The 25425-nt window shown below is 71.2% G+C and carries 1 protein-coding gene; it reads right to left on the reverse strand.

Features of this window, described 5'->3' with window-relative positions:
- Positions 1–13: 13 nt before the first annotated feature.
- Positions 14–25390, reverse strand: a complete 25377-nt coding sequence (locus CPH93_RS36590) for a type I polyketide synthase (protein ID WP_231977134.1) — start codon at positions 25388–25390, stop codon at positions 14–16.
- Between the last annotated feature and the right edge of the window lie 35 nt (positions 25391–25425).

The following is a 25425-nucleotide window of genomic DNA, read 5'->3' on the forward strand; positions in this document are numbered from 1 at the left end:
TCCCCGCGTCCGGTCACGACGTTCCCAGTTCCTTGTCGATGAGGTCGAAGAGTTCCCCGGCGGTCGATGCCGAGGCGAGCTCGCCGTCGTCCTCATCGGTTTCCGTGTACGGATCCGCGCCCTGCTCCTGCGTGCCGCCGCCCTGCCAGTACGCGGTCAGCGCCCGCAGCCGGTCGGTGATCTCGGCCCGTTCCTCGTCCCCGAACGTGGCCCCGGCCAGCGCTGCCTCCAGCCGGGTGAGCTCGCCGAGGATCGGCTGCGCACCCGAGGTCTCGGGCAGGTCGATCTCGTCCAGGACATGGCGGACCAGGACGAGCGGCGTCGGGTAGTCGAAGACGAGGGTGGCGGGCAGCCTGAGCTGCGTCGCCGCGTTGAGGTGGTTACGGAGTTCCACCGCCGTCAGCGAGTCGAAGCCCAGCTCCTTGAAGGCCTGGTCGGGCTCGATGTCCTCGGCGGATCCGTGTCCGAGGACGAGGGCCACCTGGGTGCAGACCAGGTCGAGCAGATACTGTTCGCGGTCCGCCGCAGGCAGTGCGGCCAGTCGCTCCGCGAGATCCTGCGGTGCTTGCGTGCCCTTCGCCGCGGCGGAGGTCACGGTCTGACGGCGGGCGGGTGCCCGGACCAGGCCGCGCAGCAGCGGCGGTACGGCCTCGGGGTGCGCACGCAGCGGCGCCGTATCGAGGTTCATCGGCAGCAGCAGGGGACGGGCCAGGTCCCGTGCGGTGTCGAGCAGGCCGAGCCCCTGTTCCGGGGTGAGCGGAACCATGCCGCCGCGCGCCATACGCTGCAGATCCGCTTCGCTCAGCTCGCCCGTCATGCCGACGCCGGGAGCCCAGGCGCCCCACGCCAGCGACTGTGCGGGAAGCCCCAGGCCGCTGCGCCGGCGGGCCAGCGCGTCCACGAAGGCGTTCGCGGCCGCGTAGTTTGCCTGGCCGGCACTGCCGAACGTCCCCGCCACCGAAGAGAAGACCACGAACGCGGCCAGGTCCTCGTCCCGGGTCAGCTCGTGCAGGTGACTCACCGCGTCCGCCTTCGGCGCGAACACCTTGTCCAGCCGCTCCGGCGTGAGCGAGGACAGCACGCCGTCGTCCAGCACACCGGCCGTGTGCACGACCGCGGTGAGCGGGTGCTGCTTCGGTACGGAGTCCAGCAGCCCGCGCAGTGCCTCGCGGTCGGCGCTGTCGCAGGCGGCGACGGTGACCTCGGCACCGAGGGCGGCCAGTTCGTCGCGCAGCGCCTCGACGCCCGGAGTCTGCTCGCCACGCCGGCTGGCCAGGAGGAGGTGGCGCACTCCGTGCTCGGCCACCAGGTGCCGGGCCACCAGCGCGCCCAGCCCGCCCGTACCGCCGGTCACCAGCGCCGTGCCCTGGGGGTCGAGCGGAGCCGGCACGGTCAGCACGACCTTGCCGACATGCCGGGCCTGGCTGAGGTACCTAAAGGCCTCCGGCGCTCTGCGTACGTCCCAGGCCGTGACCGGCAACGGCTGCAAGGCGCCCTGCTCGAAGAGGTCGAGGAGTGCGCTCAGCATCTCCCCGATCCGCTCAGGACCGGCCTCCCACAGGTCGAAGGCCCGATACCGGACATCCTTGTGTGCGGCCGCGATCTCCTGCGGATCGCGGACATCGGTCTTGCCCATCTCCAGGAACCGCCCGCCCCGCGGCAGCAGCCGCAGCGAGGCGTCCACGAACTCCCGCGCCAGGGAATCCAGCACGACATCGACACCCCGGCCCGCAGTCGCGTCCAGGAACGACCGCTCGAAGTCCAGATCACGCGACGATGCGATATGCGCCTCGTCCAGGCCCGACGACCGCAGGGTCGCCCACTTCCCCGGGCTCGCGGTGCCGAACACCTCCGCGCCCAGGTGCCGCGCCAGCTGCACCGCGGCCATGCCGACGCCACCCGCGGCGGAGTGCACCAGCACCGACTCGCCCGCCTGCACTTCACCCAGTTCCACCAGCGCGTAGTACGCCGTCAGGAACACCACGGGAACCGAAGCCGCCTGCGCGAACGACCAGCCCTCGGGTATGCGGGCCAGCAGTCGGCGGTCCGCCACCGCGAGGGGGCCGAAGGCGCCGAAGAACATGCCCATCACCCGGTCACCGGGCTGCAGGTCGTGCACTCCGGGACCGACCTCCAGGACCACCCCGGCGCCCTCACTGCCGAGTGCGCCGGCCTCACCGGGGTACATCCCCAGCGCGTTGAGCACATCGCGGAAGTTGACGCCTCCCGCACGCACCCCGATGCGGACCTGTCCGGCCCCCAACTCGGCTGCTACGTCCGGGCATTCGGCCAGCTGCAGATTTTCCAGGGTGCCCTTGTCGGCGATGTCCAGCCGCCAGGCGTCCCCGTCGGTGTCGGGCCGGTGCAGCGCGTCCGCGGACGCGACCCGCGCCAGCCGCGGTACGTGCACCACTCCCGCGCGGACCGCGGCCTCGGGCTCTCCGCTCGCCAGCGCACCGGGCACGGCGGCGGTCGACTCCGCCGTTCCGTCGAGGTCGAGGAGCGTGAACCGGCCCGGGTTCTCCACCCCGGCGGCCCGTACCAGGCCCCAGACGGCGGCCTGGGCCGGGTCCGGGTGGTCCGCGTCCGAGGTGCTCACGGCGCCCTGCGTGAGCAGGACCAGACGGGAGGCGGCGAAGCGCTCGTCCGCCAGCCACTTCTGGAGCAGTGCGAGGGTGTCGTGGGCGGCGGTGTGCGGGGCCGGGTTTGCTGCGGTCGCGGAGGCATGTGCGGCGCTGACCAGCACCACGGGGGGCACCTCGTCGGCCAGCTCGCTCAGGCTGTCCGTCGCCTCCACCCGTACGCCGGCGCCGTCCAGGGCCACGGCCAGCGCCATGTCCCCGACGACCGCCCACTGTTCCTCGTCCTGCACGGGAGGCGTCGTCGCGGTGACCCAGTCCACCTGGAACAGCGCGTCGTGGTACGGCGCGCTGCCGCTCATCTGCTCACCGGAGACCTGGCGGAGCGTCAGCGACTCGATGGAGGCGACCGCACCTCCGGTGGGGTCGGCCAGTTCGAGGGAGACGGACTCGGGTCCGGACTGCACCAGCCGGACCCGGAGGGCGGTGGCGCCGGCGGCCTTCAGGGAAACGCCGTTCCAGGAGAACGGCAGCCGTCCGCGGCCGACATCCTCCATGGACACGAACATCATCGCGTGCAGCGCGGCGTCGAGCAGCGCGGGATGCAGACCGAACGCGCCGGCCAGCCCGTCGTGCTCGGCCGGCAGTCCGACCTCGGCGAAGATCTCATCGCCGCGCTGCCAGACGGCCGTGAGCCCCCGGAAGACCGGACCGTAGGCGAATCCGGCCTCGGCGAAGCGCCCGTAGAAGTCGTCGACCGAGGTGGCGTCCGCGTCGCGCGGAGGCCAGACGGTGAAGTCGTACGGCTCGCCCGGCTCCGCGGCCGCTCCGTTGGACACCACGCCGCTGGCGTTGAGCACCCACGGCTGCTCGGCAGGGTCGTCCTCCGGCCGGGAGTACAGGTTCAACGTCCGCCGCCCGGACTCGTCCGGCGGCTCCACCGCGAGCTGTAGTTGCACCGCCCCGCGCTCGGGCAGGACGAGCGGCGCGGCGATGGTGAACTCGTCCACACGGTCGCAGCCCACCTCGTCGGCCGCGCGGACGGCCAGTTCGAGGAAGCCCGTGCCGGGGAACAGGACGGTCCCGGTCACCGCATGGTCGGCGAGCCACGGGTGGGTGTGCAGCGACAGCCTTCCGGTGAAGAGGAAGGCGTCGGAACCGGCCACCTCGACCGCCGCGCCGAGCAGCGGGTGGTCCGCCGATCCGAGACCCGCCGAACTGATGTCGCCGGTCGGCATGACGGGCGGCCTGGGCCAGTAGCGGTGCCGCTGGAACGCATAGGTCGGCAGACCGACCCGGCGGGCATCGCCGCCCGCGAAGGCTTCCCCCCAGTTCAGCGGGGTACCGGCGGCAAACACCTGGGCGAGGGCGGTGAGGAGCCCGGTGGCCTCCGGACGGTCCTTGCGGAGGGCTGGGACGAGGAGAGGGTCGGCGGCCGTGTCAGCGTCGAGGCATCCCTGTGCCATGGCCGTCAGGGTGCCGTCCGGGCCGATTTCCAGGAATCGGGTGACCTCGTGTTCCGCCAGCCACTGGATCCCGTCGGCGAAGCGAACGGCATCGCGGACGTGCCGCACCCAGTATTCGGGAGAGGTCAATTCTTCCGCCGTGGCGAGCGCGCCGGTCACATTCGAGACCACCGGGATACGGGGCTCCGCGTAGGCCACGCTTTCGGCGACCGTCCGGAACTCGTCGAGCATCGGTTCCATCAGCGGGGAGTGGAAGGCATGGCTCACCTGGAGCCGCTTCACCTTCCGGCCCTCTGACTCGAAATGCCCGGCGATCTCCGCCACCGCGGATTCCTCACCGGCTATCACGACCGACTTCGGGCCGTTCACCGCGGCAATGCTCACCCGCTGTTCGTGGCCTTCCAGCAGCGGCAATACCTCGGCCTCGGTGGCCTGAAGAGCGACCATTGCGCCCCCCTCCGGCAATGCCTGCATCAGCCGGCCGCGCGCCGCCACCAGACGACACGCATCCTCCAGCGACAACACCCCCGCCACATGCGCAGCCACCAATTCGCCAATGGAATGACCCACCAGATAGTCGGGGCGCACACCGAAGGACTCGACGAGCCGGAAGAGCGCCACCTCCACTGCGAACAACGCCGGCTGGGTGAATCCGGTCTGGTTCAGACTCTCCGCATCCGAATCCGCGCCCCCGGTCTCACCGAAGACCACACCCCGCAGCGGCGACGCCAATTCACTGTCGAAGTGCGCGCAGACGGAATCGAAGGCGTCCGCGAAGACGGGGAACGCGTCGTACAACTCCCGGCCCATTCCCGACCGTTGTGCGCCCTGCCCGGTGAACAGCAGGGTCAGCCGGCCGTCGGCCTTCGCGGCCCCGGTGACGGCGTTCGGAGCGGCTTCGTCGGCCGCTACGGCGGCCAGGCCGCGTAGCAGCTCGTCCCGGTCCGCGCCGAGGACCACGGCGCGGTGTTCCATGACCGACCGGGTGGTGGCCAGCGACAGCCCCACATCGACCGTCCGCAGGGCCGGGAATGTCTCCACATGCGCGAGCAGCCGGGCGGCCTGGGCCCGGAGCGCGGACCTGGTCTTGCCGGTGATCACCCAGGGGGCAGGGGCGGCTTCCGCTGCCGTCCGGGCGTCCTCGGCAGCGTCGGCAGCGTCGGCGTCGGCCGCGAGTGCGGGCGACTCCTCTGACGCCACGGGCGGGGCAACATCCTCGGACGGGGCTTCCTCCAGGATCGTGTGGGCGTTGGTGCCGCTGATGCCGAACGAAGACACACCCGCCCGACGCGGCCGACCCGTCTCGGGCCACTCCACCGACTCCGTCAGCAACCGCACCTCCCCCGCCGACCAATCCACATGCGAGGAGGGCTCGTTGACGTGCAAGGTCTGCGGCAGGACACCGTGCTGCAACGCCAGCACCATCTTGATGACACCGGCCACACCCGCGGCGGCCTGCGTGTGCCCGATGTTCGACTTCACGGAACCCAGCCACAACGGCCGGTCCCGGTCGCGGTCCTGGCCGTAGGTGGCCAGGAGTGCCTGCGCCTCGATCGGGTCCCCCAGCGACGTCCCCGTGCCGTGCGCCTCCACCACATCCACATCCGACGGCGACAGCCCCGCACCCGCCAGCGCCTGCCGAATCACACGCTGCTGCGACGGACCATTCGGCGCCGTCAAACCATTCGACGCACCATCCTGATTCACGGCGGAGCCGCGTACGACCGCCAACACCCGATGCCCATTACGCCGCGCATCCGACAACCGCTCCACCACCAACACACCCACACCCTCAGAAAACCCCGCCCCATCCGCAGCATCCGAAAACGCCTTACACCGACCATCCGCAGCCAACCCCCGCTGCCGACTGAAATCCACAAACAACCCCGGCGTCGACATCACCGTCACACCACCGGCGAGGGCAAGGTCACATTCACCCGACCGCAGGGACTGCACCGCCAAATGCAACGCCACCAACGACGCCGAACACGCCGTATCCACCGTCACCGCAGGACCCTCAAGACCAAACGTGTACGACAACCGCCCCGACACCACACTCGCGGCGTTTCCGGTGCCGATGTAACCGCCCAGGTCCTCCTCACCCGACGCCACCAACAACCCGGTGTAATCCTGACCATTCGTCCCCGCAAACACCCCCGTACGCGACCCACGCAACGACCCAGGAACAATCCCCGCCCGCTCAAACGCCTCCCACGACGCCTCCAACAACAACCGCTGCTGCGGATCCATCGCCACCGCCTCACGCGGCGAAATACCGAAAAACCCCGGATCGAACTCATCAACCCCCGGCAAAAACCCACCCTCACGAGTCGACACCTTCCCCGGCACACCCGGCTCAGGGTCATACAAACCCGCAACATCCCAACCACGATCCACCGGGAACGGCACCACACCATCCCCACCCCCAACCAACAACCCCCACAACTCCTCCGGCGACCCCACCCCACCCGGGAACCGACAACTCATCGCCACAATCGCCACCGGTTCGTCGTGCTCCGCCTGTCCCGCCGTCACGGCGGCGGGCGCCGACGCAGACCCGTCCTGGGCTGCCGTGTCGGACAGTTCGGCGTGCAGGAAGTCCGCGAGGACCGCGCAGGTGGGGTAGTCGAAGACGAGGGTCGCGGGCAGCCGCAGACCGGTGATGCCGTTCATGCCGTTGCGCAGCTCGACGGCGCTGAGCGAGTCGAATCCGAGGTCGCTGAAGGCGCGTTCGGGGTCGACGGCGGAGGGGCCGGCGTAGCCGAGGACGGTGGCGACATAGCTGCGGACCACGTCCAGGACCATGGCGGCGCGTTCGGACTCGGAGAGTCCGGCAAGGTGCTGGAGCAGCTTGGCGGCGTCGGACCCGGTGTCGTCGCTCTCCTGTGCCGTCTCCAGGACCCGTTGGGCGTCCGGGAGGTCGCGCAGCAGGGCGCTGGGCCGGGAGGCGGTGAAGGCGGGCGTGAACTTGTCCCAGCCGAGGTCGGTGACGGAGACGTAGGCCTCGTCGTGGTCGAGGGCCTGCCGGAGCGCGCCGCAGGCCAGCTCGGGCTGCATGTCGTAGACGCCGTAGCGCCGGAGCCGCTCGCCGACGGCGCCCTCGCCCATGCCGTCTCCGGACCAGTGGCCCCAGGCGACGGCGGTGGCGGGGAGCCCGTCGGCGCGGCGCCGGTCGGCGAGTGCGTCGAGGAAGGCGTTGCCGGGGGCGTAGTTGCCCAGGCCCGGGCCGCTGATGGTGCCGGAGGTGGAGGAGAACAGCACGAACGCGGACAGGTCCCGGTCCCGGGTCAGCTCGTGCAGGTTGAGCGCCGCGGTGACCTTGGCGCGCAGCACGGTGTCCATACGGCCGGGGTCGAGGGAGTCGAGCACACCGTCGTCCAGGGAGCCCGCGACGTGCATGACCGAGTCGAGCGGGTACTGCTCGGGGACAGTGGCCAGCAGGTCACGCAGCGCGTCGCGGTCGGCGACGTCGCAGGCGGCGAAGGTGACGCGTGAGCCGAGCGCGGTGAGTTCGGCCTTGAGTTCCGCTGCACCCGGCGCGTCGGCGCCGCGACGGCTGGTGAGCAGCAGGTGCTCGGCGCCTTCGCGGGCCAGCCAGCGGGCGATGTGGCCGCCGACGGCGCCGGTGCCGCCGGTGACGAGTACGGTGCCGCGGGGCCGCCAGGTGCGCTGTGCCGGGGTGCCGGCCAGGGGGGCGCGTACCAGGCGCCGGCCATAGGCGCCGGAGCCGCGCAGGGCGATCTGGTCCTCACCGTCCGGGGCGGCGAGCAGGGCGCAGAGGCGGTCCGCGGCCCGCTTGTCGAGCGTCTCGGGCAGGTCGAGGAGGCCGCCCCAGCGATCGGAGTGTTCCAGGGCGGCGACCCGGCCCATGCCCCAGACCAGGGCCTGGTGGGCGTGGGTGACGGACTCGGACCGGCCGATGGCGACCGCCCCGCGGGTCCCGCACCACAGGGGCGCCTCGATGCCGAGGTCGCCGAGCGCCTGGAGCAGGGACAGCGTCCCGGACAGGCCGAGGGGCACGGCGGGGTGGTCGGGGTGGGCGCGCTCGTCCAGCGGGAGCAGCGACAGGACGCCGGTGAGGTCGTCGTCCGCGAGCGCCTCGCGCAGCCGGCCGGTGGTCCGCTCGCGGCTGGAGCCGTCCTCGGGGGCCAGGTCGACGAGGCGTACCCGGGCGCCGTGTGCGGTGAGCGCGTCCTGTACGGCGGCCACCTGGCCGGCGGCGGCTTCCGCTGCCGGGGCGACCAGCAGCCAGGTGCCGTGCAGGGCGGCGGCGGTGCGCTCGGCGAGTGGTGTCCAGCGCACGGTGTAGCGCCAGCTGTCGACGGTGGACTTCTCGCGGCTGTTCCTGCGCCATGACGACAGCGCGGGCAGTACGGCGCTCAGCGGCTCCGTGCCGTCCAGGTTGAGCGTGTCGGTCAGCGCCTGGAGGTCTTCCTGTTCGACGCTCTCCCAGAACTTCGCTTCGACGGCGTCGGACAGCGGCCCGTCCTCGCTGCCGGCGGCGGCCAGTTCGCGCGCCTGGGGCCAGTACCGCGCACGCTGGAAGGCGTAGGTCGGCAGGTCGACGCGGTGTGCGCCGGTGCCCGCGAAGACGGCCGTCCAGTCGAGGGCCACGCCCTGGGCATGTGCTTCGGCGAGGGAGGTGAGGAGCCGGCCGAGGCCGCCCGCGTCCCGGCGCAGGGTGCCGAGCACGGCGGCGTCCGTGCCGAGCGCGTCCACGCAGTCGCGGATCCCGCCGGACAGCACGGGGTGCGGGCTGACCTCGATGAAGGCGCGGTGTCCGGCGGCCACCAGACCGCGGATGGCGTCCTCGAACCGTACGGTCTGCCGCAGGTTGGTGTACCAGTAGTCGGGGTCGAGGCCGGTGGCGTCCTGCCACTGGCCGGTGACGGTGGAGAAGAACGGGATGGTGGCTTCGGCCGGGCTGATGCCGTCCAGGGCGTCGAGGACCTGGGCCCGCACCGGCTCGACCTGAGCCGAGTGGGAGCCGTAGTCGACGGACACCTTGCGGGCCTGCACACCGTCCGCGGTCAGCGCGGCGAACAGCTCGTCCAGCGCGTCCGCGGCACCGGAGACCACGACGGAGGCCGGGCCGTTCACGGCGGCGACGGACAGCCGCTCGCCCCACGGCTCGATGCGCTCGCGCACCGCTTCGGCGGGCAGCTGTACGGACATCATGCCGCCGCTTCCCGTGATGGCGGTCAGGGCCCGGCTGCGCAGGGCCACCACCCGCGCCCCGTCGTCCAGGGTCAGCGCCCCGGCGACACAGGCGGCGGCGATCTCTCCCTGGCTGTGTCCGACGACCGCGTCGGGCTCGACTCCGTAGGAGCGCCACAGTTCGGCGAGCGACACCATGACGGCCCACAGTGCGGGCTGGACGACGTCGACCCGTTCAAGGTCCGGTGCGTCGGCGTCGCCGCGCAGGACGGCCGTCAGCGACCAGTCGACGAAGGGGGCGAGGGCGCGTTCGCAGGCGGCCAGGCGGTCGGCGAACACCGGTGAACTGTCGAGCAGTTCGCGTGCCATGCCGGCCCACTGGCTGCCCTGGCCGGGGAAGACCAGGACGGGGCGGGCGCTGCCGTCACGGGCGACGCCCCGGGGCACGTCGGAGACCATCGCGCCCTCGGCGATCTCGCGCAGGCCGCGGTCGAGGTCGTCCCGGTCGGCCGCGACGAGCACCGCCCGGTGCTCGAAGGCGGAGCGGGTCGTGGCGAGCGAGAAGCCGAGGCCGGTGAGGTCGTACTCGGCCGGCCGGGCGAGCAGGTGGGAGCGCAGCCGTGCGGCCTGGTCGCGCAGTGCCTCCTCGGTACGCGCCGCCAAGGGCACCGGCACGACGGGCAGGGCGGTCTCCGCCGGGGTGTTCCGCTGCGCCGGCTCCCGGGGTGCCTCCTCGACGATGACGTGCGCGTTGGTGCCACTCATACCGAACGAGGAGACACCTGCCCGGCGCGGCTCGTCCGCATCCGGCCAGGTGACGGCCTCGTTGAGCAGCCGTACGTGGCCTGCCGTCCAGTCGACGTGCGGGCTGGGCTCCTCGGCGTGCAGCGTCCTGGGCAGCAGCCCGTTGCGCAGCGCCATCACCATCTTGATGACGCCACCCACGCCGGCCGCGGCCTGGCTGTGCCCGATGTTCGACTTGAGCGAGCCGAGCCACAGCGGACGGTCCTCGTCCCGGTCCTGGCCGTAGGCCGCGATCAGGGCCTGCGCCTCGATCGGGTCGCCGAGGGTGGTCCCGGTGCCGTGCGCCTCGACGGCGTCGACCTGCTGGGGGCCGAGTCCGGCGGCAGCCAGTGCCCGGCGGATGACGCGCTGCTGGGAGGGGCCGTTGGGGGCGGTGAGGCCGTTGGAGGCACCGTCCTGGTTGAGGGCGCTGCCACGGATGACGGCCAGGACGGGATGCCCCTTGCGCCGGGCGTCGGACAGCCGCTCGACGGCCACCATGCCGACGCCCTCGGCCCAGCTCGCGCCGTCGGCGTCGGCCGAGAACGGCTTGCACCGGCCGTCCTCGGCGAGCGCCCGCTGCCGGCTGAACTCGATGAGCGAGCCGGGGGTGGACATCACCGTCACACCGCCCGCGAGCGCGAGATCGCACTCACCCTGACGGAGCGACTGCACGGCCAGATGCAGGGCGACCAGGGACGACGAGCAGGCGGTGTCGACACTGACCGCCGGCCCTTCGAGGCCGAGGGTGTAGGCGATCCGCCCCGACAGCACGCTGGGCGAGTTACCGGTGCCGACGTACCCCTCGAAGCTCTCCTCCGCCCCGCCGAGGATGCCGATGTAGTCCTGGTAGGTGACGCCCGCGAAGACGCCGGTGAGGGTGCCGCGTGCGGCCGCGGGGTCGATTCCGGAGCGCTCCAGGGCCTCCCAGGACGCTTCGAGGAGCAGCCGCTGCTGCGGGTCCATCGACAGCGCCTCGCGGGGGCTGATGCCGAAGAAGCCCGGGTCGAAGTGGCTGGCGTCGTGCAGGAAGCCGCCTTCGCGGGTGTAGCACGTGCCCGGGTGGTCCGGGTCCGGGTGGTACAGGCTCCCGAGGTCCCAGCCCCGGTCGGCCGGGAACGGGGAGATCCCGTCACCGCCTGCGGCGACCAGCTCCCAAAGCTCCTCGGGGGTACGGATACCGCCCGGGTAGCGGCAGCTCATCCCGACGATGACGATCGGGTCGTCGTCGACGGGCACACCGACCGGCGTGGGCACCAAGTCGCCCGTCTCTCCCGTGAGTTCACCGTCCAGGTAGCGGGCGAGTGCCACCGGGGTCGGGTAGTCGAACACGAGCGTGGCGGACAGGGCCATGCCCGTCGCTTCCCTGAGCTGGTTGCGCAGCTCGACGGCGGTGAGGGAGGTGAACCCGAGATCGGTGAAGCTCCGGGAGGGCTCCACCTCGTCGGGGCCGGCGTAGCCGAGGACATGGGCGATCTGGGTACGGACGAGAGTCAGCAGCACGCGGCCGCGTTCGGCCGCCCCCTTCCTGGCGAGCCGGCGCGCCAGTCCGGAGACCGCGCTCGCCTGCGCACGTGTGGCGATCCGCCGCCCGGAACCCTGCGCCAACGCGGTGAGAATGGGCGGCAGTTGGGCCGAGGAGCCGCGCAGTGCGGCGCGGTCCACCCGGGCGGGAAGCAGCACCGTCCGGCCGGTGGCCTGGGCGGCGCCCAGCAGCGCCGCACTCTCCTCCACCGATACCGCGGAAAGCCCCGGGGTGCCGGCGCCGGGCGACGGGAGCAGCGCCAGGGCCGGCAGGCCGGCGGCGGCACGATGGTGGGCGAGCGCGGCCAGGTGCCCGCAGGACGGGGCGTCGGCCGAGCCGACGCCTATGAGGACGAAGGCGGGCGCAGCGCCGTCCTCGTTGGTCCTGCGGGTCAGGTCATCGAGTCGCCTTGCCGTGTCGACGTCGCGGTTCCGATCGACGTCGCGGGGCTGGTCGAGGTTGGCGGTGTGGACTACGGCGGTGAGGGGGCGGTCGGTCGCTTGGATCGCGGCGATTGCCGCCTTCAGGCCATCGGGGCGCGGCGCCGGGTCGCCTTCTCCGTCCCCTTCCCCGTCCTGGTCCTGGTCCTGGTACGCGACGGTCTCCACCTGCGCCGCGGACTCAAGGGCGGCGGCGACCTGCTCGGCGAACGGTCCGGTGACCAGGACCGTTCCTCCGGGCGCCACATCCAGCGCGGTGGCGGCGGTCGATGCGCACCGCACCAGCCGGGCCGCCGACACCTCGCCCCCGCGGACGGCCATCTCGGGCTCGTCCGTGGCGAGCGCGGCGGGCAGCACACGGAGGGAGTCGAGGTCGTCATCGACGTCCACGAGCACGATCCGGCCCGGGTGTGCGGCCTGGACCACGCGGAGCTCTTCCCGGAGGGCGGCGGCCTCACCGTCCAGAGCGTCGTCACCGAGGGCGACGGCGCCTCGGGTGACGAACACCAGACGGGCCTCCGACTCCTGCCCCAGCAGTTCGCCGAGCACGCTGAGCATGGTGTGTGCTTCGGCCGCGGTGGCGACGCCGGTCACGAGCACCGTTCCGGCCGTCGCGGCCGTCGTGGTCGTCGCGGCATCGGCAGCCTCGACGGCGTACGTGCCCAGCGCCTCGGCCAAGCCCAGCGGGTCGCTCCCCACTACGGTCAGCCGCGGCGCGTCGACATCGGCATCCGCTGCCGCGTCCTCGCCGGTGTCCGTCTCCATGGCCCGTGCCACGGCGATCGGCGCCCAGTCGAGACGGAGCAGCGAAGCCGGCAGCGAAGGCGTCCCGTCGTTCCGCAGCTCGCCGGTCTTGCGCATCAGCATCGACTCGACCGCGAGCACCGGCTGCCCGGAGCCGTCAGCCGCCTGGAGGGACACCTCGTCAGGCCCGCGACGGGTCAGCCGGATGCGGAGCGAGGTCGCACCGGTCGCCTGCAGGGAGGCGCCACTCCATGCGAACAGCACGGCCTCTGTGGCCACACCGTCCAGCAGACCGAGACCGAGCGGATGGAGCGCCGCGTCCAACAGCGCCGGATGGAGGGCGAATCCCTCGGCGGCGGACTCCGGCAGTTCGGCCTCGGCGTACACACCGTCGGCGCCCTGCCAAACGGCGCGCACACCGCGGAAGGCCGGACCGTAGTCGAACCCGGCAGCCGTCAGCCCGTCGTACAGGTCGTCGATGTCCACGGGCTCCGCGCCGACAGGCGGCCACGCCGCGAAGTCGAAGGTCTCCGAGGGCCCGCTCTCCGCCAGGACGCCGCTCGCATGCCGCGTCCACGGCGCATCGGCCGGAGCCGAGGCGGGACGCGCGTACACACCGAGCGCCCGGTCACCGGAGGCATCCGGGTCCTCGATGCGGAGTTGCAGCTGAACCGCACCGTCCTCGGCGAGCACCAACGGTGCCTCAAGGGCAAGCTCCCTGATGTGCGAGCAGCCGACCTCATCCCCTGCGCGCACCGCCAGCTCCAGGAGTGCGGTGCTCGGTACGACGATCGCGCCCGCAATCCGGTGCTCGGCAAGCCACGGCTGCGTTCGAGGCGAGAGACGCCCGGTCAGCACCACCTCATGGCCACCGGCCAGGGCCACCGTCGCACCCAGCAGCGGGTGCTCGGCTGCGGCAAGGCCGATCGATGACGCGTCTGCGGTGCTGGACGGTATCTCAAGCCAGTAGCGCTGGTGTTGGAAGGCGTAGGTGGGGAGGTCGATGGGGGTGGGGGTGGGAACGGTGGCGGTGGTGCTTTCGGTGGCGTTAGCTGTGAAGAATGCCTGCCAGTCGATGGTGGTGCCGTGGACGAACGCTCGGCCGGCGGCAGTCAGCAGCGCGGATACCTCTCCACGGTCGTCTCCCCGCAGAGCAGGGATGAGGACATGGTTCGCGTCCACGTCACTGTCGAGGCACCCCTGTGCCATTGCGGTCAGGGTGCCGTCCGGCCCGATTTCCAGGAATCGGGTGACGTCGTGCTCCGCCAGCCAGCGGATGCCGTCGGCGAAACGGACGGCGTCGCGGACGTGGCGCACCCAGTAGTCGGGGGACGTCAGTTCCTGTGAGGTGGCGAGCGCGCCGGTCAGGTTCGAGACCACCGGGATACGGGGTTCCACGTACGCCACGCTCTCCGCGACGGTACGGAACTCGTCGAGCATCGGCTCCATCAGCGGGGAGTGGAAGGCGTGACTGACCTGGAGGCGCTTCACCTTCCGGCCCTCGGACTCAAAACGCCCGGCGATCTCCGCCACCGCGGATTCCTCACCGGAGATCACAACCGACTTCGGGCCGTTCACCGCGGCGATACTCACCCGCTGCTCCTGGCCCTCCAGCAGCGGCAACACCTCGGCCTCCGACGCCTGGATCGAGACCATGGCACCGCCGGACGGCAAGGCCTGCATCAGCCGCCCGCGGGCAGCCACCAGACGACACGCATCCTCCAGCGACATCACCCCCGCCACATGCGCAGCCACCAGCTCACCGATGGAGTGCCCGACCAGGAAATCCGGCCGCACACCGAAGGACTCCATGAGCCGGAACAGCGCCACCTCGACCGCAAACAACGCCGGCTGAGTGAACCCGGTCTGGTTCAGCGTCTCCGCATCCTCACCAAACACCACGTCCCGCAACGGAGTTGCCAACTCACCATCGAAGTACGCACACACCGCATCAAACGCATCCGCGAAGACCGGGAACGCGTCATACAGCTCCCGACCCATCCCCAACCGCTGCGCACCCTGCCCGGTGAAGAGCAGCGCCAGCCGGCCTCCTGCATCCACCGCACCGGTTACTGCACTGATCGCAGTGCTTCCCTCTGCGACAGCGGTCAGGCCTTCGAGGAGTTCCGCACGCTCGGTGCCGAGGACGACGGCCCGGTGTTCAAATGCCGAACGCGTCGTGGCCAGGGCGAACCCCACCTCCGGCAGACGGAGTTCAGGCCGCGCCTCCACATGCGCCAACAACCGCTGCGCCTGCGCCCGCAGCCCCTCCCGGCTCCGCGCGGACACCACCCACGGCACCACACCCCCGACCACACCCAACGGCCCGGCTTCCGAACCCTCCTCCACCGGAGCCTGCTCGATCACCACATGCGCGTTGGTCCCACTGACACCAAAGGCAGAGACTGCTGCCCGCCCCGGTCGGCCGCTCTCCGGCCATCCGACGGACTCGGTAAGCAGCCGCACGTTGCCCGCCGACCAGTCCACGTGTGACGACGGCTCATCGACGTGCAGGGTCTGCGGCAGGACACCGTGCTGGAGCGCCAGCACCATCTTGATGACGCCCGCCGCACCCGCAGCCGCCTGGGTGTGCCCGATATTCGACTTCACCGAACCCAGCCACAACGGCCGGCCCTCGTCCCGGCCCTGACCGTACGTCGCAAGCAGCGCCTGCGCCTCGATCGGATCGCCCAGGGACGTACCAGTGCCGTGCGCCTCGACGACATCCACGTCCGACGGCGACAGTCCCGCACCCGCCAGCGCCTGCCGGATCACCCGCTGCTGCGAGGGGCCATTCGGCGCGGTCAGACCGTTGGAGGCACCGTCCTGGTTCACTGCGGAGCCGCGTACGACCGCCAACACCCGATGGCCATTACGCCGAGCATCCGACAGCCGCTCCACCACCAACACACCAGCGCCCTCAGCCCAACCGGTGCCATCCGCAGCATCCGAAAACGCCTTGCACCGGCCATCAGCAGCAAGGCCGCCCTGAAGGCTGAACTCGACGAAGGCTCCGGGGTTGCCCATGACCGTCACACCGCCGGCGAGGGCCAGATCGCATTCGCCCGAGCGCAGGGACTGCGCAGCCAGGTGCAAGGCGACCAGCGACGACGAACACGCCGTGTCCACCGTGACCGCCGGCCCCTCAAGACCCAGCGCGTACGACACCCGGCCCGACACCACAGCGCCCGAGCTTCCGGTGAGCAAGTGCCCCCCGAGCCCTTCCGGAGCCTCTCGCAGCCCGGCCCCGTAGCCCGAGCTGCTGGCACCGACGAAGACGCCGGTCCGGCTGCCCTTGACCGAAGTGGGGCTGACGCCCGAGCGTTCGAGGGCTTCCCAGGAGGTCTCCAGCAGCAGTCGCTGCTGCGGGTCGATCGCCACCGCTTCACGCGGGCTGATGCCGAAGAACGCCGGGTCGAACTGGGTGGCATCGTGCAGGAAACCGCCCGCACGTGTCCGGCTCGCACCTGGCTGGTCGGCGTCGTTCCCGAAGAGGGAATCGAGGTCCCAGCCACGGTCCGTCGGGAATCCGGAGATCGCGTCCTCGGCTCCGGCCACCAGCCGCCACAGGTCCTCGGGACTGGCCACCCCACCGGGAAGACGGCAGCTCATCCCGACGATGACGACCGGATCGTCCGAGGTCGACGCCAGCACCGGCAGACCGGCCACCACGTCCGCCGCGGTCCCGAACAGCTCGCCGTCCAGGAAACGCGCCAAGTCGGTCGGCGTCGGATAGTCGAAGACCAAGGTGGCGGGGAGCCGAAGGCCGGTCTCCGCGTTCAAGCCGTTGCGCAGCTCGACCGCGGTGAGTGAGTCGAAACCCAAGTCCCGGAAGGTGAGGCCGATTTCGAGGTCAGCAGACTTGCTGTAGCCGAGGACTGCTGCGGCATGGGTACGCACCAACTCCAGCAGCACCCGCTCCCGCTCCACACCCGACAGCCCCGCCAAACGCTCCCGCACAACACCGGAACCCTCACCGCCGGCACCGACGGCCAACGCCGCCCGCACCTCCGGCAGCCCCTCCAGCAACGGACTCGGACGGGCGCTGGTGAACGCCGGAGCAAACCGCTCCCACTCCACATCCGCCACCACCACCGAACCCTCACCCGCACCAACAACCGCCTCCAACGCGGAGACTGCGAGGGCCGGGTCGAGTGCCCTCAGACCACGACGCAGCAGATGCTCCTCGGCACCTTCGGCACCGGCCATCCCGCCGCCGGCCCACGGCCCCCACGCAACCGAACAACCCACCGCGCCCCGCGCACGACGCGCCTCCACCAGAGCCTCCACAAACGCGTTCCCCGCCGCATACGCGCCCTGACCACCACTCCCCCACACACCAGCAATCGAGGAAAACACCACAAACGCGTCCAACTCACGGTCACCCAATGCCTCATCCAGCACCACGGCACCGGCAACCTTCGCCCCCATCACCTCGGCGAAATGAACCGCGTCCGCCTCACCCAGCGGCACGGAATCCACCACACCCGCCGCATGAACGACGGCGTCCACCGCACACCCGGACAACAGCTCCTCGACCGCACCCCGATCAGCGACATCGCAGGCCGCCACCGTCACTCGTACGCCGAGAGCGGACAGCTCCGACTCCAACTCCACGGCACCAGGAGCCTCCAGACCACGACGGCTGGTGAGGACCACATGGTCGGCACCATGCTGGGCCACCCAACGCGCCACACGCGCACCCAGCGCGCCCGTACCACCCGTGATCAGCACCGTCCCCCGCGGCTGCCAACGATCAGCGGCGCTGTCCCCAGCAGGAGCCGGAGCATGCACCAGCCTGCGCCCGAACACCCCGGACGCCCGCACCGCCACCTGATCCTCAGAACCATCCGCCAGAACGCCCACCAGCCGATCCAGCACGCCACGATCCACCGACTCCGGAAGATCCACCAGACCGCCCCAACGATCCGGCAGCTCCAAAGCCGCCACCCGACCCAGACCCCACACCGCAGCCGCCGCCGGATCGAGACCGCCATCCGACTCACCGATCGCGACGGCCCCCTGCGTCACCACCCACAGACGCCCACCGACACCCGCATCCCCCAGCGCCTGCACCACCACAGCAGTACGCACGGTGTCCGCGGCACCCACCACCAACGCCCCGGCAACCGGCTCCTCACCAGCCACCTCACGCACCCGCTCAGCCAACAGCCCCCGGTCCACCTCCCCCGCGACACACTCCACCCGCTCGACCGCCACACCACACGCCGCCAGCCCCTCCACCACGGCCTCGGACCACACCTCACCCGCGCCCACCACCGCAAGCCAACGTCCGCCCAACACCCCACCCGACGGCGCCACAAGCGGCTTCCACTCCACCCGGTACCGCCAGTTCTCACTCGGGTCGGCGTCAGGTGCAGGCGTCGGCCAGAAGCGTTCGCGCTGGAACGCGTACGTGGGCAGATCCACTCGCCGGGCGGCGGGGAAGCACATACGCCAGTCCACATCCATGCCGAGCACGAACGCCTGCGATACCGCGGTCAACACGGCCTCGGTCTCGGAGCGGTCCTTGCGCATCGCGGTAACCAGCGAGAGGTCAGGGGCCGAAAGGCAGCCCTGCGCCATGGCCGTGAGGGTGCCGTCCGGGCCCATCTCCAGGAACCGGGTCACCCCCTGCTCCTCCACCCACCGCACACCGTCAGCAAAGCGGACGGCCTCACGGACATGCCGCACCCAGTAATCAGGCGACGCCAATTCCTCCGCCGTAGCGAGCTCACCGGTCACATTCGAAACCACCGGGATACGCGGCTCCGCGTACGCCACGCTCTCCGCAACGGCACGGAACTCGTCGAGCATCGGCTCCATCAGCGGCGAATGGAAGGCATGACTCACCTGGAGCCTCTTCACCTTCCGCCCCTCGGACTCAAAACGCCCGGCGACCCTCGCCACGGCGGATTCCTCACCGGAGATCACAACCGACTGCGGAGCATTCACCGCCGCAATACTCACCCGCTGCTCAAGCCCTTCCAACAGCGGCAACACCTCACCCTCCGACGCCTGAAGCGACACCATCGCCCCACCCGCCGGCAACGCCTGCATCAGGCGACCACGCGCCGCCACCAAACGACACGCATCCTCCAGCGACCACACCCCCGCCACATACGCAGCAACCAACTCCCCAATGGAATGACCCACCAAGAAATCCGGCCGCACACCAAAGGACTCCACCAACCGGAACAGCGCCACCTCCACCGCAAACAACGCCGGCTGAGTGAACCCCGTCCGATCCAGCGCCTCCGCATCCTCACCGAACACCACACCCCGCAGCGACGACTCCAACTCACCATCGAAGTACGCACACACCGCATCAAACGCATCCGCGAAGGCCGGGAACGCGTCATACAGCTCCCGGCCCATCCCCAACCGCTGCGCACCCTGCCCCGCGAACAGCAGCGCCAGCCGGCCCTCGGTCTGGGAACCACGGATGACACCGGGCGTCCTGTGGTCGTCGGCGAGCGCGGCCAGTCGGTGGAGTGCCGATGCCTGGTCGTCCGCCAGAACCACCGCGCGGTGGTCGAAGCGTACGGAGCGGGTCGTGGCGAGGGAGAAGCCCAGGTCCGCCAGGTCCAGTTCAGGGTCGTCCGCGTAGGCCGCGCGCAGGCGAGCCGCCTGCGCGCGGAGGGCGGGCTCGGTACGTGCGGAGAGCACCAGCGGTGTGACGGACGGGCGCTCCGGTGCGGCCTGGAGGACCTCGGCGGTGGGCGGCGGTTCCGGGGCCCGTTCCAGGACCACATGGGCGTTTGTGCCGCTGATGCCGAACGAGGACACGCCTGCCCGGCAGACGTGGCCCGCTGCTTCCTCGTCGAGCGGCCAGGCGACCGGCTCCGTGAGCAGCCGGATGTTGCCCTCCGACCAGTCCACGTAGGGCGAGGGCGCATCCACGTGCAGGGTCTGCGGCAGGACGCCGTGCTGGAGCGCCAGCACCATCTTGATGACACCGGCGACACCCGCGGCGGCCTGGGTGTGCCCGATGTTCGACTTCACCGAACCCAGCCACAACGGCCGGTCCTCATCCCGGCCCTGACCGTACGTCGCCAACAGCGCCTGCGCCTCGATCGGATCGCCCAGCGACGTCCCCGTCCCGTGCGCCTCGACCGCGTCCACGTCCGAGGGCGTCAGGCCGGCGCTGGCCAGTGCCTGTCGGATCACCCGCTGCTGGGAGGGGCCGTTGGGTGCCGTCAAGCCGTTCGACGCACCGTCCTGGTTCACCGCGGATCCGGCGACGACGGCCAGTACGCGGTGGCCGTTCCGCCGGGCGTCCGACAGCCGCTCCACGAGCAGCATTCCGACGCCTTCACCCCAGCCGGTGCCGTCGGCGCCCGCTGCGAATGCCTTGCACCGGCCGTCGGGGGCGAGTCCGCGCTGCCGGCTGAACTCCACGAAGGCTCCGGGCGTGGACATCACCGTCACGCCGCCCACCAGCGCCATATCGCACTCGCCGGAGCGCAGGGCCTGTGCGGCCCAGTGCAGCGCCACCAGGGACGAGGAGCACGCCGTGTCCACGGTCACCGCCGGGCCTTCCAGGCCGAGGGCGTAGGCGACTCGTCCGGACACCACACTCGCGGCGTTTCCGGTACCGATATAGCCGTCGAAGTCGTCCGGGGACTGGGCCAGTAGCGCCGGGTAGTCCTGGCCGTTCGTGCCTACGAAGACGCCGGCCCGGCTGCCCCGTACGGAATGCGGGTCGATACCGGCGCGCTCCAGCGCCTCCCAGGACACTTCGAGCAGCAGTCGCTGCTGCGGATCGGTTGCCACCGCTTCCCGGGGGCTCATGCCGAAGAAGGCGGGTTCGAAGCGGTCCACGTTCTTCAGGAAGCCACCGACATTGACGTACGAGGTTCCCGAGTGTTCCGGGTCGGGGTCGTAGACCGCATTCAGGTCCCAGCCTCGGTCGGCCGGGAATGCGCCGACGGCGTCCGCGCCGTCCGACAGCAGCTTCCAGAAGGATTCCGGGGAGTCGACGCCGCCCGGGAAGCGGCAGCTCATCCCCACGATGGCAAGCGGGTCGCCGTCGACCGCGGAGGGGGTCGCCGACTGCTCTACGTCCTCGTGGGCCGGCGCGATCCGGGTGCGCAGAAAGCCGGCCAGTGCCGTCGGCGTCGGGTAGTCGAAGACCACCGTCGCGCTCAGCGCGATGCCGCACGCCAGGCTCAGGGCGTTCCGCAGTTCCACGGCGATCAACGAGTCGACACCGAGGTCCCGGAAGGGCCGGTTCGGCGGTACGTCGGCGGTGCCCGCGTAATGCAGAACCCCGGCGGCGTACGACCGGACGAGGTCGGTGAGTACGCGTTCCTGTTCGGCCGGCTCCAGCCCCGCAAGCTGTCGGTCCAGCTCGGAGCGGCGGTCGTCGCCGCCCGTCCCATCGGCGCGCTCGATCTCGGTACGGATCTCCGGAAGATCACCGATCAGCGGGCTCGGGCGCACCGTGGCGAAGCCGGAACGGAAGTCCGCCCAGGTGATGTCGGCGATCACCAGTCCGGGCGTGCCGGAGCGGATCGCGTTCGCCATGGCGTCGACGGCGAGGTCCGGCCGCAGCGGGGACACTCCGCCCCGGCGCATGCGCGCGGCCATCGAGGCGTCGCTCGCCATGCCGATCTCGCCCCACGGCCCCCAGGCGAGGGAGGTCGCGGGCAGTCCCTCGGCCGCTCGCCGCTCGGCCAGGGCGTCCAAGTAGGCGTTGGCTGCTGCGTAGTTGGCCTGGCCGGCGGCGCCGATGGCGCCCGCGAAGGACGAGAACAGGACGAAGGCCGACAGGTCACGATCGCGGGTAGCCTCGTGCAGGTTGCGAGCCGAGACAGCCTTGGCCTGCATGACGGCGGCGAACCGCTCGGGCGTGAGGGCGTCGAGTACGCCGTCGTCGAGTACGCCGGCCGCGTGGAAGACGGCGTCGACGGGGTGTGCGGAGAAGAGTGCCTCAACCGCGTCCGGATCTGCGACATCGCAGGCCGCCACGGTCACTCGTACGCCGAGGTCGGACAGCTCCGCCTCCAGCTCCGACGCACCGGGAGCCGCCGGGCCCCGGCGGCTGGTGAGGATCACATGGTCGGCACCGCGCTCGGCCACCCAACGCGCCACACGCGCACCCAGCGCGCCCGTACCACCCGTGATCAGCACCGTCCCGCGCGGCTGCCAACCGTCGGCAGTGCTGTCCCCAGCAGGAGCATGCACCAATCTCCGCCCGAACACGCCGGACGCCCGCACCGCCACCTGATCCTCAGAGCCCTCCGCCAGCACACCCACCAGGCGGTCGAGCACCCTGCGGTCCACGGCCTCCGGAAGATCCACCAGACCGCCCCAACGATCCGGGAACTCCAGCGCCACCACCCGGCCCACGCCCCACACCGCAGCCTGGACCGGATCCGGACCGGCATCCGACCGGCCGATCGCGACGGCCCCCTGCGTCACCACCCACAGACGCCCGCCGACACCGGCGTCCCCCAGCGCCTGCACCAGCACCGCGGTACGCACCGCGTCCGCGGCACCCACCGTCAGCACGCCGGCGACCGGCTCCGCACCGGCCACCTCACGCACTCGCGCGGCGAGCAGGTCCCGGTCCGTCTCCCCGGCGGCACACTCCACCCGCTCAAGCGGCACACCACACGCCGCCAGCCCCTCCACCACGGCCTCGGCATACGCGTCCCCGGCGGCCACCACCGCGAGCCAGCGACCGTCCGGCACCCCACCGGACTGCGCAGCGAGCGGCTTCCACTCCACCCGATAGCGCCAGCCGTCCACCACCGACCGCTCGCGCCGCTGCCGCCGCCACGACGACAGCGCAGTCAGCGCCTCGTCCCATGAGGCATCACCAGCGATCGCGAGTTCCCCGGCCAGCGCCGCCGAGTCACCGCGCTCGATCGCGTCCCAGAGTTGCGCGTCGGCTCCCTCCAGCGCGGGGGCCGCGACGCCCTCGGCCTCGGACGCCGTCGCCGCCAGCCAGTAGCGCTGACGCTGAAAGGGATAGGTCGGCAGGTCTACGGGCCGGGTCCCGGGCAGCAGCGCGGCCCAGTCGAGTACCGCACCGTGGGCATGCAGCTGCGCGAGCGCCGTCACCACGTGCTGCGCCTCGGACCGGTCCCTTCGCAGTGCGGGGACCGCCACCTGCTCGGCGCCCTCCCCACACGCCTGTGCCATCGCGGTGAGCGTGCCGTCGGGCCCGATTTCCAGGTAACGGGTGACCTCGTGCTCCGCGAGCCACTGGATGCCGTCGGCGAAGCGGACGGCTTCGCGGACGTGGCGCACCCAGTAGGCGGGGGACGTCAGTTCCTGTGATGTGGCGAGCTCGCCGGTCAGGTTCGAGACCACCGGGATACGGGGCTCCGCGTACACCAGGCTTTCGGCGACGGTACGGAACTCGTCGAGCATCGGTTCCATGAGCGGGGAGTGGAAGGCATGGCTGACCTGGAGGCGCTTCACCTTCCGGCCCCCCTCGGACTCGAAGCGCGCGGCGATCTCCGCCACGGCCGATTCCTCGCCGGAGATCACGACCGACTGCGGACCATTCACGGCGGCAATGCTCACCCGCTGCTCCTGGCCCTCCAGCAGCGGCAGCACCTCGGCCTCGGCGGCCTGGAGAGACACCATCGCGCCACCCGCCGGGAGCGCCTGCATCAGCCGGCCGCGTGCCGCTACCAGCCGGCACGCGTCCTCCAGCGGCCACACCCCCGCCACATGCGCAGCAACCAACTCACCAATGGAATGACCCACCAGGAAATCCGGCCGGACGCCGAAGGACTCCACCAGCCGGAACAGCGCCAACTCGACGGCGAACAGCGCCGGCTGAGTGAAACCCGTCCGATTCAGCGCCTCCGCATCATCGCCAAACACCACGTCCCGCAGCCGCGCCCCCAACTCGCCTTCGAAGCACGCACACACCGCATCAAAAGCGTCCGCGAAGACCGGGAACGTGTCATACAACTCCCGCCCCATTTCCAGACGTTGGGAGCCCTGCCCCGCGAAAAGAAAAGCCGTCTTGGCGCCGGTTCGGGCAGTACCGCGCACGATGCCTTCGGCGTGCGCGTCACGGGCGAGGGCGTCCAGTGCCGCGACCAGTTCCGCGCGGCTGCTGCCGAGGACGACAGCACGGTCCTCCAGTGCGGCGCGCGTCGAGGCGAGCGAGTGGGCGAGGTCCCGTATGTCGTCACCGGGGTGGGCTTCGACGTGCGAAAGCAGCCTCCGGGCCTGCTCACGGAGGGCGGAGTCACTGCGCGCCGAGAGCACCCAGGGCACCACCGGCAGGTGAACGGATGCGGCCGTGCCGTCGTTCTGTCCTTCTTCGGGTGCAGGCTCCGGCTCGGGTGCCTGCTCGATCACCGCGTGCGCATTGGTGCCGCTGACGCCGAAGGCGGAGACCGCTGCCCGCCCCGGCCGCCCGTTCTCCGGCCATCCGACGGCCTCGGTGAGCAGCCGCACATTGCCGGCCGACCAGTCCACATGTGACGACGGCTCATCGACGTGCAGGGTCTGCGGCAGGATGCCGTGCTGGAGCGCCAGCACCATCTTGATGACGCCCGCCGCACCCGCGGCCGCCTGGGTGTGCCCGATGTTCGACTTCACCGAACCCAGCCACAACGGCCGGTCCTCGTCCCGGTCCTGACCGTACGTCGCAAGCAGTGCCTGCGCCTCGATCGGGTCGCCCAGCGACGTCCCCGTCCCGTGCGCCTCGACCGCGTCCACGTCCGAGGGCGACAGGCCGGCCGCCCCGAGGGCCTGCCGGATCACCCGCTGCTGCGAGGGGCCGTTCGGCGCGGTCAGACCGTTGGAGGCGCCGTCCTGGTTCACGGCGGTGCCGCGGACGACCGCCAGCACCCGGTGGCCGTTGCGCCGGGCATCCGAGAGGCGCTCCAGCACCAGCATGCCGACGCCCTCGGCCCATCCCGTACCGTCCGCCGCCTCCGCGAACGCCTTGCATCGGCCGTCGGCCGCCAGGCCGCGCTGCCGGCTGAACTCGATGAACGCACCAGGAGTGGCCATCACGGTCACCCCGCCCGCCAGGGCGAGCGTGCATTCGCCGGACCGCAGGGCCTGTGCCGCCAGATGCAGCGCGACCAGGGAGGAGGAACAGGCCGTGTCCACGGTCACCGCGGGGCCTTCCAGCCCCAGTGTGTAAGCGACACGACCGGACACGACCGAGGTCGAGTTACCCGTCAGGAGGTGGCCACGGACGTCGTCGGGGATATCACGAAGGCCGGCGCCGTATTCCTGGCCGCTGGCGCCGACGAAAATGCCGCTGCGGCTTCCCCGCAGCCCGAGGGGGTCGATTCCGGCGCCTTCGAAGGCCTCCCAGGACGCTTCGAGCAGCAGTCGCTGTTGCGGGTCCATCGCGAGCGCCTCGCGCGGTGAAATCCCGAAGAAGCCGGGGTCGAATTCGGTGGCCTCGTAGACAAAGCCGCCCTTGCACGAGTAGCTCGTGCCCGACCCGTCCGCCTCCGGGTCGTACAACGCATCGGCATCCCAGCCACGGTCCTGCGGCCACTCGGAGATGGCGTCCTCTCCGCTGTGCAGCAGTCGCCAGAATTCCTCCGGCGAGCTCACACCCCCGGGGAAGCGGCAGCTCATCCCGACGATTGCGACCGGCTCCTGCTGCTGCGATTCCAGCTCCTGCAGGCGCCGACGGGTCTCATGCAGGTCCGCGGTGACCCACTTGAGGTAGTCCCGAAGCCGTTCTTCATTCGCCATGTGGAACTTGCCCCATACGTTGTAGACCGGAACGG

Source organism: Streptomyces sp. 2323.1 (assembly GCF_900221035.1).
GTDB classification, from domain to species: domain Bacteria; phylum Actinomycetota; class Actinomycetes; order Streptomycetales; family Streptomycetaceae; genus Streptomyces; species Streptomyces sioyaensis.